Below are 12,653 nucleotides of genomic sequence, written 5' to 3' on the forward strand. Positions count from 1 at the left end.
AGGCCGGGGCCGGTAGCGGGCTTCTCTGTGGTGTACGGCGTCGCGGCCGGCGGTTCACGGCCCGGATCCGGGCGTCACGTCGAACCGGTCCGGCCGGAACGGCTCGGGGTCGATGGCGGGTTCCTCCCCGCGGATCGCCGCGACGACCAGCGCCGCCGTCGCGGGCGCCAGTCCGATACCCGCGCCCTCGTGGCCGCAGGCGTGGAAGAGGCCCGGGACCCGGCGGTCGGGTCCGATCGCCGGGAGGTGGTCGGGCAGGTAGGGGCGGAACCCGTGGTAGGCGCGCAGCACGCGGGCCGTCCCGAGTACGGGGAAGAGCGCGGCCGCCGCGGCGGCCAGCCGGCTGATGACCGGCACGGACAACGTGCGGTCGAAGCCGACCCGTTCGCGGCTGGCGCCGATCAGTACCGGCCCCGACGGTGTGCCCTCCACGACGGGTGACGTCTGCAGAGCGGCCGACCCGCTGGAGACATCGGCCACGTACTCCGCCGCGTACACCTTGTGCCTGATCAGGCGTGGCAGCGGCTCGGTGACCAGGACGAACCCGCGCCGGGGCAGTACGGGCAGTTCCACCCCCGCCAGTGCGGCCAGCTCGCCGCCCCGGACGCCCGTGGCGTTGACGACCGCGGGCGCGAGCAGGTCACCCCCGCCGGTCCGTACGCCGCGCACCGCGCCCGTCGGCCCGGTCAGCACGGCCGTGACCGCCTCGCCCAGGTGCACGACGGCCCCGGCGTCGCGTGCCGCGCGTATCAAGTGGGCCGCTGCCAGGGCGGGTTGCACCTGCGAGTCCTGCGGATAGAGGACTCCGCCCGCGAGGCCGGGCGCGAGGTGCGGTTCCAGTTCCGCCAGCTCGTGCGGGGCGACCGCGCAGGTCCGCACTCCCGCCCCGCCCTGTCCGGCCGCCGTCGCGGTCAGGGTGGCCAGCGACGACGCGCCGGCCGCGACCACCAGACCTCCCTTGCGCTCGAACTCGATCGCCGGTGGCAGCACTTCGGAGAGTTCGCGCCAGCGGGACAAGGAGAGCAGCGCGAGGTCCAGCTCCGGACCCGGCGACTTGTCCGAGACCAGGAGATTGCCCTCACCGGCCCCGGTGGTGCCACCGGCGACCGGTCCGCGGTCCACCACCGCGACCGCGAGTCCGGACCGGGCGGCGTAGTAGGCGCAGGCGGCGCCGACCACTCCGGCCCCGACAACGACAACGTCCAAAGGCTGTCTCATGAACACGTCAGTAATATGTCACATTGCTCAGGGGGTGCCAAGAGGGCGTCATCACCCTCTGTATGACGCGTCGTCACGTACGCTGCGCCCCACGTCACGCCCCGCGGTACCGGCGGCCGGCCGCCGGCCGCCGGTGAGGGGTGGATGCCTGCCACCGGGGAATGCAAGCCCTCGACCGCGCGCGGGCGCCGACAACGAGGAGCGACATGCACGACGACAGCACACTGGTGGAGGGCCGGCTGGAGCGGGCCCTGCGCCAGTTCATCCGCCCCGCCGAGTACGCGGCGCGGACCCCGCTCACGCTGGCGGTGTGGCATGCGCCGGGCGAGCCGGTTCCGGTGGCGGAGGCTCTCAAGGCGCGCTACGAACCCTTCGCGGCCGGGACGGTGTGGGGCGGTCCGTGGACCACCAGCTGGTTCCGGCTCGACGGTGCGGTGCCGCAGGAGTGGGCCGGCCGCCGGGTCGAGGTGGTGGTCGATCCGGGCTTCTCGGGCCAGGCTCCCGGCTTCCAGGCCGAGGGGATGCTCTACGACACCGAGGGCGTCCCGCTGAAGGGTGTCCACCCGCGCAACCGGCATCTGACCGTCGGCGCACCCGCCGCCGGTGGCGAGCGGGTCTCCCTGCTGCTGGAGGCGGCGGCCAACCCGGCGGTGCTGGAACACGGCTTCGAGCCGACGCCGCTCGGGGACGTGCTCACGGCGGGCGACGATCCGCTCTACCGGTTCGCGTCGGCGGACCTCGCCGTGCTGGACGAGGACGTCTGGCACCTCGTGCTGGACATCGAGGTGCTGTCCGAGCTGATGCGGGAGCTGCCCACCGACCGGTCGCGGCGGCACGAGATCCTGCGGGCGCTGGAGCGGATGCTCGACGCACTCGATCTGCACGATGTGTCCGCCACCGCGGCGGCCGGACGGGCCGAGCTCACCGAGGTCCTGTCCAGGCCCGCGTCGGCGAGCGCGCACCGGATCTCGGCCACCGGGCACGCGCACATCGACTCGGCATGGCTGTGGCCGCTGCGCGAGACGGTACGGAAGGCCTCCCGCACCTTCGCCAACGTCACCGCGCTCGCCAAGGACTACCCGGAGCTGGTGTTCGCCTGTTCACAGGCCCAGCAGTACGCGTGGGTCAAGGAGCACCAGCCGCACATCTGGGAGCGGATCGTCCGGGCGGTGGCGGACGGGCAGTGGGAGCCCGTCGGTTCGATGTGGGTGGAGTCCGACGCCAATCTGCCCGGCGGCGAGGCGCTGGCCCGGCAGATCGTGCACGGGAAGCGGTTCTTCGAGCAGGAGCTGGGGGTGGAGACCGAGGAGATCTGGCTGCCGGACTCCTTCGGCTGCACCGGCGCGTTCCCGCAGCTGGCCCGGCTGGCGGGTATCCGGTGGTTCCTGACGCAGAAACTGTCGTGGAACCAGACCAACAAGATGCCGCACCACACCTTCTGGTGGGAGGGCATCGACGGCACCAGGATCTTCACGCACTTCCCGCCCGTCGACACCTACAACGCCCACTTCCACGGCCTGGAACTCGCCCACGCCGAGAAGAACTTCACGGACAAGGGCCGGGCCACCCGCTCCCTCATGCCGTTCGGCTGGGGCGACGGCGGCGGCGGCCCGACCCGGGAGATGATGGAGAAGGCCCGCAGACTCAGCGATCTGGAGGGCTCCCCCCGGGTCGAGATCGAGAAGCCCTCGGCGTTCTTCACCGCGGCCGAGGAGGAGTACGGGGCGCAGGCACCGGTCTGGTCGGGTGAGCTGTACCTGGAGCTGCACCGGGCGACGTACACCACGCAGGCGAAGACCAAACAGGGCAACCGCCGCAGCGAACACCTGCTGCGCGAGGCCGAGTTGTGGGCGACCGCGGCGGCCCTGCGGGCACCCGCGTACGCCTACCCGTACGAGGCGCTGGACCGGATCTGGAAGACGGTCCTGCTCCACCAGTTCCACGACATCCTGCCGGGCTCGTCCATCGCCTGGGTCCACCGCGAGGCCCGTGACACCTACGAGCAGGCGCGCGTGGAGCTGGCGGACCTGGTGGCGGAGGCGGTGACGGCGCTCGGCAGGGCACAGGGGCTCGTGGCGCTCAACTCCTCCCCGTACCCGCGCAGTCAGGTCGTCGAGCTGGACGCCGAGGCGAGTGCGGTGCTGCCGTCCGGGGCTCATGCGCAGCCGCTGGGCGACGGGCGCACCGCGGTGCTCGCCGAGGCGCCGGGGCTCGGCTCGGGGCTGCTGGACGGTGCGGCGGTCCCGGAGCAGGGCGTCTCGGCCGTCGTCCGCGCGGACGACGGGACCGTCCTCGACAACGGGCTGCTGCGCGTCACCGTCGACCGGGACGGGCTGATCACCTCCGTCCTCGACCTCGCGGCGGGCCGTGAGGTCCTGGCCCCGGGCCACCGGGCCAACCTCCTCCAGCTGCACCCGGACCACCCGAACAACTGGGACGCGTGGGACATCGACGCCCACTACCGCCGCTCACGCACCGATCTCACCGATGCCGAGCTGGTCGAGCTGGTGGAGGAGGGGCCGCTGCGGGCGGCCGTGCGGGTGGTGCGTGCGTTCGGCGCGTCCCGGATCGTGCAGGAGATCCGGCTCGCCGCGGGGAGCAGGCAGGTCGATATCGAGACCGAGGTGGACTGGCAGGAGTCGGAGAAGGTACTCAAGGCGGCCTTCCCGCTCGATGTGCACGCCGAACGGTCCACGGCCGAGATCCAGTTCGGTCACGTCCACCGGCCCACGCACGCCAACACCGGCTGGGACGCGGCCCGTTTCGAGATCTGCGCCCATCGCTGGCTGCGGGTCGCCGAGCCGGGGTACGGCATCGCGCTGCTCAACGACTCGACGTACGGGCACGAGGTGACCCGCACCCCGCACGCGGCGGGCCTCGGCACGACCGTACGGCTGACACTGCTGCGCGCCCCGCACAGCCCCGACCCGGAGACCGACCTCGGCACGCACCGGTTCCGGTACGCGCTGGCGCCCGGCGTGGAGATCACCGACGCGGTACGGGAGGGACTGGCGCTCAATCTGCCGCTGCGCGCCGCGGTCGCCCCGGCGGTGCCGTCGGTCGTGTCGACCGGCCATCCGGCGGTGACCGTGGAGTCGGTGAAGCTCGCCGAGGACCGCGGCGGCGATGTGATCGTCCGGCTCTACGAGTCGGCCGGGGGCCGGGCCGACGCGACGCTGCGGGTCTCGTTCCCCGTCGTCGCGGCCCGGATCACCGACCTGCTGGAACGGCCGCTGCACGAGGCGACGACCGACGCGCACGGCCTCTCGCTGACGCTGCGGCCGTTCCAGATCCTGACGGTGCGGCTGACCCCGGCCTGAGGACGTGGGGATGTGGGGATGTGGGGATGTGAGGACGGGATGTGAGGAACCGTCCCGGCCCGCCCCGGCCTCGCTCCTGGCCGTCGCGGGTCAGGGGCGGGGCACGTTGCGGAGGTTGGAGCGGGCCATCTGGACCATCCGCCCCACTCCGCCGTCCAGCACGATCTTGCTTGCCGAGAGCGCGAAACCGGTCACCATGTCCGCGCTGATCTTCGGCGGGATGGAGAGCGCGTTGGGATCGGTGACGACGTCGACGAGGGCCGGGCCCTTGTGCCTGAAAGCATCCTTGAGGGCGCTTTCGAGCTGCTTGGGCTTCTCGACACGTACGCCGTACGCCCCCGAGGCACGGGCGATGGCCGCGAAGTCCGGGTTCTTGTTGGTCGTCCCGAACGACGGCAGTCCCGCCACCAGCATCTCCAGTTCGACCATGCCCAGCGCGGAGTTGTTGAACAGGACGACCTTCACCGGCAGGTCGTACTGGACGAGGGTGAGGAAGTCCCCCATCAGCATGGTGAATCCGCCGTCCCCGGACATCGAGACGACCTGCCGGTTCCGGTCCGTGAACTGCGCGCCGATGGCCTGCGGCAGCGCGTTGGCCATCGAGCCGTGGGTGAACGAACCGATCACCCGGCGTTTGCCGTTCGGCGACAGATAGCGGGCCGCCCAGACATTGCACATGCCCGTGTCGACCGTGAACACCGCGTCCTCGTCGGCGAGTTCGTCCAGCACCGATGCCACGTACTCCGGGTGGATCGGCACGTGCTTGTCGACCTTGCGGGTGTACGCCTTGATCACGCCCTCCAGCGCGTCGGCGTGCTTCTTGAGCATCCGGTCGAGGAACTTGCGGTCGGTCTTCGCCTTCACCCGCGGGGTCAGACAGCGAAGCGTCTCGCGGACATCGCCCCAGACCGCCAGATCGAGCTTGGAGCGGCGGCCCAGGTGCTCGGGCCGCACATCGACCTGGACGATCTTCACATCGGTGGGGAGGAAGGCGTTGTACGGGAAGTCCGTACCGAGCAGGATCAGCAGATCGCACTCGTTGGTGGCCTCGTAGGCGGCGCCGTAGCCGAGCAGGCCGCTCATGCCGACGTCGTACGGGTTGTCGTACTGGATCCACTCCTTGCCGCGCAGCGCGTGCCCGACCGGGGACTTCACCCGCTCGGCGAACTCCATCACCTCGGCGTGCGCACCGGCCGTCCCGCTGCCGCAGAACAGCGTCACCCGTTTGGCCTCGTCGACCATCCGGCAGAGCTTCTCGATCTCCGCGTCGCCCGGCCGCACGGAGGGCCGTGAGGTGACCATGGCGTGCTCGATCGACTTCTCCGGTGCGGACTGCGAGGCGATGTCGCCCGGCATCGAGACGACGCTGACGCCGCCCCGGCCGACCGCGTGCTGGATGGCCGTCTGGAGCAGCCTCGGCATCTGCTGCGGGTTGGAGATCATCTCGTTGTAGTGGCTGCACTCCTGGAAGAGCAGCTCCGGATGGGTCGCCTGGAAGTACCCGAGGCCGATCTCGCTCGACGGGATGTGCGAGGCGAGCGCGAGCACGGGTGCCATGGAGCGGTGTGCGTCGTAGAGGCCGTTGATGAGGTGGAGATTGCCGGGTCCGCACGATCCGGCGCAGGCCGCCAGCGTGCCGGTGATCTGCGCCTCCGCACCGGCGGCGAACGCGGCCGTCTCCTCGTGTCTGACCTGGATCCAGTCCATGCCCGAGTGCCGGCGGATGGCGTCGACGACCGGGTTGAGGCTGTCGCCGACGACTCCGTACAGCCGCTTGACGCCCGCGCGGGCGAGGATGTCGACGAACTGCTCCGACACGTTCTGCTTGGCCATGGGTGCGTTCTCCCTCTGCCTGTGCTCCGTGCACGTTCGGCTGTCCGGACTCCGGGGCGCGAAACCTCCGCCGGAGCGGTTCTCTCCGGAGTCCATCAACCCACGGCGCGCGCGGTTACGCCTCCCAGACGCCGACCGCCGTCCGGTCGTCGGCGTACCCCTTGACCCTGAGCTGGGCGTCCGCGAGGAACTCCGCGAGGCCGGGCGCCGGGCCGGGCGCCCAGCGGGCGGCGAGTTCTTCGGCCAGCGCCGGTTCGTCGCGCATCGGGTCCGCCAGACCGTTGCTGCACAGCAGCAGGGTGTCGCCCGGCCGGGCGACCGAGGCCCGGAAGCGGAACGGTTCCGCGGGCGGCGGGACCGGGCTCTCGATGTACGGGGACGGGGCGGTGGTGATCCCCAGGTCCATGGTCAGCCGCTCGCCGTCGGGACCGCTCTCGGGGGACGCGGAGCCGAAACCGACCACGCCCTCCCCCGTGAGTTCGCCGGGGTGCGCAACCGCCGGTTCGAGGTCCTGCCAGCTGCCGTCGCGCAGCCGGAAGAGCCCTCCGCCGCCGACGCCGAAGAAGACCCGGGTGCGGCAGTCGGGATCGGCGGACAGCAGGAGGCAGCGCAGACCCGACGTGTACTCGTGCGGTTCGAGCCCGAGTTCGGCGGCGCGGGCGCGGAGCTTGCCGTAGCTGCGGTCGGCGAGCCGGTGCAGACCCGATTTGAGTTCGCCGCGGCGGCCCGCCCGTATGTCCTCGGAGAGCCGGGCATGGCTGCGTCCGACGGCCTCACCGATCCAGCGGCACGCGTCGGCGGCGGCCGGATGCACGCCCTCGGCGGTACGGGCGCCGCCCGCGACGGCGACCAGGACGAGGGCGCTCTCGGCGGTGCCGAAGCGCGCGGTGAGCAGCGCGTCGCGCCGGGGCTCGCCCCGGAACCGTGCGGAGTCACCGCGCACGGAGGCGGCCCGCAGGGTGTACGTCCCGTAAACGGCGCCGTCGAGCACGGTGTCGGCGACGAGGGCGTGGATCTCGCGCGGGTCGGTGGCGGGCAGCGCGGTGGGCTCCGCGTCGTACGTGGGCGGCCGGGCACCCACGTACGACGCGGGGCGGGGCGCTTGCGCCCCGGCGGCGGGGGAGGTGCGGGCCGGAGCGGTGTGAGCAGGAGCGGTGTGGGCCGGGGTCTTCGTGTCCGGTCGCTCGTTCTCGTCCGGCCGCTCGTTCTCCTTCCGCTCGACGACCGGCCGTCTGGGCAGCGGCGGGGCGATGCGGGGATCGGCGGGAGGCGGCGGGGGCGGCACGGGTGCGGGTTCGGATGCGGCTTCGGGTTCGGGTTCGGGTGCGGGTTCGGCAGGGGGCTCGGGCGCCACGGCTTCGGGCGCCGGGGCGGGTATGGGCGCCGGTGTCGCGAAGGTGCGGGGCCCGGATGTGCCGGCCGGGGGCTCCCACGGAGCGCGTACGGGCTCCTCGCGCGACGGCGACGGCGGTGGCGTCGGGGGCGGAACGGGCGGGGCCTGCGCCGTCCGGTCGGCCTCCGGCGGCGCCACCCGTGGCTCGGGCACCACCGCGGCCGCCTCGTACGCGTCACGGCCGTCGGGCCCCACGGCGTCCGATGCCGAGTCGAAGCGGTCGTCGAGACTGTCGGCCGCCTGGCTCGCCCCGGTGTCCGGGGCGGATTCGTCGTACAGCCTGCGCCACCAGTCGTCCTCGTGGGCGGCGGGCCTCTCCCCCTGCTGACTCATGCCCATATTGTCCACCGCGGGGGCCGTCGCAAAACGGATCATCCCGAAAATGTGATGGGAGGCCTCCGGGAAAGAGGTCCGCCGGGCGGCCCCACCCCCCACGGGAGGGACGCCCGGCGGACCGGTCGGGGTGATCCGTCGTCAGCGCGCGGCGCGGACGTCGGTCATGGTCTCAACTTCCCTTGCTCACCAGCACCTTGTTGCGAGGGAAACCGGAACGGGCAGCACAAAGCATCACGTTCCGGAGGTTGTTGGTGCTGCGGTGGCGCAACATTGGCAGAGGGGCGGGCGGTACAGCGATGATGTGCCGAGGCGGGTTTACGCCGTGGCCGCTTTCCGCCACGGCCCGGTCGGCCGAACAGCCCGACATGACATGGAAGCACTGCGTCCGGGGAGGGGTCCGGAGATGCTGGGAGCCATAGGTCTCGACGAAAGACAGGAGTCGGCCTATCGCGCGCTCGTGGCGCTGGGAGCCGCGGAGCTCTCCGATCTCGCACACCGGCTGGCGCTTCCGGAACCGGAGACCGAGCGGGCGCTGCGACGGCTGGAGCAGCACGGTCTGGCCGCCCAGTCGTCGGCCCGCACGGGGCGGTGGGTGGCGGCGCCGCCGGGGGTCGCGCTGGGTGCGCTGCTGACGCAGCAGCGCCATGAGCTGGAGCAGGCGGAGCTGGCGGCGGCGCTGCTGGCCGAGGAGTACCGGGCGGACGCCGCCGAACCCGCCGTCCACGACCTGGTCGAGGTGGTCACCGGTGCGAGCGCGGTGGCGCACCGGTTCCATCAGCTCCAGCTGGGTGCGACGAGCGAGGTGTGCGCCCTGGTCACCGGGAAGCCGATCGCGGTCAGCGGTCTCGACAACGAGTCCGAGGAGCAGGCCGCCACGCGTGGGGTGACGTTCCGGGTGGTGGTCGAGCGCGAGGTGCTCGCGCTGCCGTCCGGGATCCTGGAGCTGTCGGCGGCGCTGAGCCGTGACGAGCGGTGCCGGGTCGTGGACCGGGTGCCGACGAAGCTTGTCGTCGCCGATGCCTCGCTGGCGATGGTTCCGCTGACGGGCCGTGGCGCGGAGCCCGCGGCCCTGGTCGTGCACGCGTCCGGGCTGCTGGAGTCGCTGATGGGGCTCTTCGAGGCGGTGTGGCGCGAGGCGATGCCGCTGCGGCTCGGCGAGAGCGGGCTGCTGCGGGAGGACGCGACCGGGCCCGATCCGACGGATCTGGAAGTCCTGTCACTGCTGCTGGCCGGGCTGACCGACGCCAGTGTGGCGAAACAGCTGGAACTGGGGCTGCGGACCGTGCAGCGCCGGGTCAAGGGCCTGATGGAGCTCACCGGGGTGTCGACCCGGCTACAGCTGGGCTGGCATGCCTACGAGCGGGGCTGGGTGTCCCGCGAGCCGCGCGCCTGAGCGGCCGTCGGCCCTCGAATCCCGGCCGATACGCCCTCTGAGCTGCGCCGACGGGCACTGCTGGGGGCATCGACGACGGGCGGGACCGGCCGGACTCCGGCACGCTGGTCAGATGAGTGTGTGGCAGCTCGTCACCGTCGGCCTGGTCATCCTGCTCGGCCTGATCGGTGTGCTGGTGCCCGGTGTGCCAGGTCAGGCGATCGTGTGGGCCGCCGTGCTGTGGTGGGCGCTGGCGGACAACACCCCGGCCGCCTGGGGTGTGCTGATCGGCGCCACGGCGCTTCTGCTGCTGAACCAGGCGCTGAAGCCGCTCCTCGCACCGCGCCGCCCGCGTGAGTCGGGTGCGCCGCGCCGGACGCTGATGCTCGGCGGGATCGGCGCGATCGCCGGCTTCTTCGTCGTCCCGGTCATCGGCGCGATCGCCGGGTACGTGGGCGTGATCTACGGGGCGGAGCGGCTGCGGCTGGGCAGCCGGGGGGCGGGGTGGGCCTCGGTCCGCTCGGTGATGCGGGCCACCGGCTACTCCGTACTGGTCGAACTGTTCGCCTGCCTGCTGGTGACAGGGGCATGGCTGAGCGTGCTGCTCTGGCGCTGACGCGGGGCGTGCCGCTCCGGCCCTGGCGTCACGTAGACGGAGTCCGATCACATGGATAGAAACACATCGGATCTCTCGCATCCTATTGACGCTCGGATAGCGCAAGTCTAACTTCCGTGAGGACATAGCTCGGATGAATTGCCGCACCCGACTGCGTATGAGTCGCCAGGAGATGCCTTGCCCACAGCACCGGACCCCGCCGCCTCCCCCCGGACCGATTCCCCGTCGCCCGCGCCCTCCCGCAGAACCGTCCTCGCCACCGGGACCGCGCTCGGCGGCGCCCTCGTGGTGGGCGGCACGGCCGTCCCCGCCCAGGCCGCCGCCCCGGCGGCCGCCGCGACGGCCCCGGTCGCGGTGCACTCCCCCGCCGACAGCTGGAACACCGTCCTCGACGACGCCGACCTGCACTGGCAGAAGCTGCCGAAGACCTGGTACGAGGGCCCGTACCTGGGCAACGGCCGGCTCGGCTCCGGCATCTACGCGGAGCCCGGCGCCGAGACCACGGCGATCCGGTTCAACGTCCAGCACTCCGAGGTCCAGGACCACCGCCCCGAGTACGGCTCGCTCTTCGGCCTGGCCCGGCTCCCGATCGGCCACTTCACCCTGGAGCCGGCCGGCACCATCACGGGCATCGACTGGCGGATGCGGCTGCGCACGGCCGAACTCCGGGGCACGGTCACGACCTCCGCCGGCACCCTCACGCTCCGCGCCTTCATCCAGTCCACCGGCGACGTCCTGGCCGTCGAGGTGACCCCGAGCGCGGGCGAGAAGGACTTCCGTTGGGTCTTCCACCCGGCCGAGGCGATCAGCCCCCGCGCCGCCTTCAAACCGCTGCCCGACGGCTACACGGGCAATCCCCCGGCCGTCGTCGAGCAGCACGGCGCCACCTCCGCCGCCGTGCAGTCGCTGCTCGGCGGCGGACAGCACGTCACCGCCTGGCGCGAGCGGGCGCGCGGCGCCGGCCGCACCCTGTACGCGAGCGTCGCGCACTCGTATCCGAAGAACAGCGCCCGCGACCGCGCCCTGCGGACCGTCACGGTCGCCTCGGCCCTCCCGTACACCCTGCTGGCCGCCCCGCACCGGCTCTGGTGGGACCGCTTCTACCGGAAGAGCTTCTTGTCCCTGCCCGATGCCCGGCTCCAGCGGTTCTACTGGATCCAGCTCTACAAAACGGCGTCGGCCGCGCGCAAGGACGCGCCGGTGATGGCCACCTCGGGCCCCTGGCTGGAGCCCACGCCCTGGCCCAACACCTGGTGGAACCTCAACGTCCAGCTGGAGTACTGGCTGATCCACGGCTCCAACCACCTGGAGCTGGACGCCGTCACCCGGGCCCTGAGCGAGTTCCGCGACCAGCTCTCCCGCGAGGTCGCCGTCCCCTACCGGGCGGACTCCGCGGGCATCCCCCGGACCACCGACCCGCAACTGGTCAACGGCGCTGCCGTCGCCGACGGCGGATACGGGGTCGGCATCCCCGGCCAGGACCCGCCCACGCCCGAGGTCGGCAACCTGACCTGGGCCCTGCACAACGTCTGGCTCTCCTACCGGCACACCATGGACCGGTCGATCCTGCGCGACACGCTGTTCCCGCTGCTGCGCAAGGCCGTCAACTACTACCTGCACTTCCTCGCCCCGGGCGCCGACGGCAAGCTGCACCTCCCGGCGACCTTCTCCCCGGAGTACGGCGTCAACGCCCCCGACTGCAACTACGACCTGATGCTGCTGCGCTGGGGCTGCCACACCCTGCTCGACTCGGCCCGGGAACTGGGCGTCCGCGACCCGCTGACCGCCCGCTGGGAAGAGGTCCTGGCCAGGCTCGCCCCGTACCCGGTGGACGAGAACGGCTTCATGATCGGCGCCGGCGTGCCGTTCGCGATGTCCCACCGCCACTACTCGCACATGCTCGCGGTCTACCCGCTGTACGAGATCAACGGCTCCACCGACGCGGAGCGCGCCCTGATCGAGAAGTCCCTCGCCCACTGGGTCGGCTTCGAGGGCGCCCTCCAGGGCTACACCTTCACCGGCGCGGCCTCCATGTCGGCGCTGCTCGGCAAGGGCGAGGACGCGCTGAAGTACCTCGGCCAGCTGATGAGCCGGTTCATCCAGGCCAACACCATGTACAAGGAGTCGGGCCCGGTCATCGAGACCCCGCTGTCGGCGGCCCAGTCGCTGCACGACATGGTCTGCCAGTCCTGGGGCGGCACCATCAGGGTCTTCCCCGCGCTGCCCGCCGCCTGGCGGGAGCTGACCGTCCACGACTTCCGCACCCAGGGCGCCTTCCTGCTCAGCGCGGTACGGGAAGAGGGCCGGACCCGCTGGGTGCGGCTGACGAGCGAGGCGGGCGCGCCCTGTGTCGTGCGGCACGGCATCGAGGGCGCGATCGAGGTCCGCGACCGGCACGGCCGCCCCCTGGACCATGAGGAACTGGCCGGCGGATCGGTCCGCATCCGGCTCCGCAAGGGCGACTCGGCACTGATCACCGCGGCGGGTGACCGCCCGGACCTGACCGTCCGCCCGGTCACCGCGAACGAGCCGGCACCCAGCTGGGGCCTGCCGGCCTGACCGCCG

At 72.2% G+C, this 12,653-nt stretch carries 7 protein-coding genes; 4 read left to right on the plus strand and 3 right to left on the minus strand.

Features of this window, described 5'->3' with window-relative positions:
- Positions 1-54: 54 nt before the first annotated feature.
- Positions 55-1,224 (minus strand): NAD(P)/FAD-dependent oxidoreductase, encoded by a 1,170-nt coding sequence (locus ACZ6S6_RS08025; RefSeq protein ID WP_469704373.1) that lies wholly within the window; start codon positions 1,222-1,224, stop codon positions 55-57.
- 200 nt (positions 1,225-1,424) lie between these two features.
- On the opposite strand from ACZ6S6_RS08025, the gene ACZ6S6_RS08030 reads away from it, so the two are divergent.
- Entirely contained in the window at positions 1,425-4,538 is a 3,114-nt protein-coding gene (locus ACZ6S6_RS08030; protein WP_469704374.1) for an alpha-mannosidase, read from the plus strand.
- Positions 4,539-4,628: 90 nt separating this feature from the next.
- On the opposite strand, the gene ACZ6S6_RS08035 is transcribed toward ACZ6S6_RS08030, so the two are convergent.
- Positions 4,629-6,371: a pyruvate dehydrogenase gene (locus ACZ6S6_RS08035; RefSeq protein WP_362954688.1), complete on the minus strand. Its 1,743-nt coding sequence runs from the start codon at positions 6,369-6,371 to the stop codon at positions 4,629-4,631.
- A 115-nt stretch (positions 6,372-6,486) separates the two neighbouring features.
- Positions 6,487-8,097: a protein phosphatase 2C domain-containing protein gene (locus ACZ6S6_RS08040; protein WP_469704375.1), complete on the minus strand. Its 1,611-nt coding sequence runs from the start codon at positions 8,095-8,097 to the stop codon at positions 6,487-6,489.
- Between the two features lie 406 nt (positions 8,098-8,503).
- Between ACZ6S6_RS08040 and ACZ6S6_RS08045 the strand changes: the two genes are divergently transcribed.
- From ACZ6S6_RS08045 to ACZ6S6_RS08055, 3 genes are all read left to right on the plus strand, one after another.
- Positions 8,504-9,493 (plus strand): helix-turn-helix domain-containing protein, encoded by a 990-nt coding sequence (locus ACZ6S6_RS08045; protein ID WP_469704376.1) that lies wholly within the window; start codon positions 8,504-8,506, stop codon positions 9,491-9,493.
- 112 nt (positions 9,494-9,605) lie between these two features.
- Positions 9,606-10,088, plus strand: coding sequence for a DUF456 domain-containing protein (locus ACZ6S6_RS08050; RefSeq protein ID WP_469704377.1), 483 nt, complete (start codon positions 9,606-9,608; stop codon positions 10,086-10,088).
- 177 nt (positions 10,089-10,265) lie between these two features.
- Positions 10,266-12,647: a glycosyl hydrolase family 95 catalytic domain-containing protein gene (locus ACZ6S6_RS08055; protein ID WP_469704378.1), complete on the plus strand. Its 2,382-nt coding sequence runs from the start codon at positions 10,266-10,268 to the stop codon at positions 12,645-12,647.
- Positions 12,648-12,653: the final 6 nt, after the last annotated feature.

It is taken from the genome of Streptomyces sp. NPDC048671 (assembly GCF_055587045.1).